We start from the raw sequence: 241 nt of genomic DNA, 5'->3' as shown, positions 1-241 counted from the left end.
TCACTTTGTACACTTACATATACTGTGCCACCTGTTACTTTTAAAAGGTCTTTCCCTAAAATTGTTGCTTCTGTTTTTCCTTCCGCTACTGCTTCTGATGTTACGATTGCTTCTCCACCTTTTGATGCTTCATATACACGRACAATGTCACCTTTTTTCAGTTCTGACACTGTAATTGTATCTTCTGCTTCCACTTTATTATTTGACACTGTGATTTTTTCTACGGCTGGTGCCACCGTTG

General features: G+C 38.8%; 1 pseudogene. It reads right to left on the bottom strand.

Annotated elements, in window-relative coordinates:
* Positions 1–241: pseudogene (locus ASE54_RS36675) on the bottom strand (IMP dehydrogenase); the annotation flags it as partial.

The sequence above is a fragment of the Bacillus sp. Root131 genome (genome assembly GCF_001429475.1).
Classification (GTDB): domain Bacteria; phylum Bacillota; class Bacilli; order Bacillales; family Bacillaceae_G; genus Bacillus_A; species Bacillus_A thuringiensis_S.
Note: the sequence above shows the minus strand (reverse complement) of the source record. Positions and strands in the feature narration are given on the sequence as shown.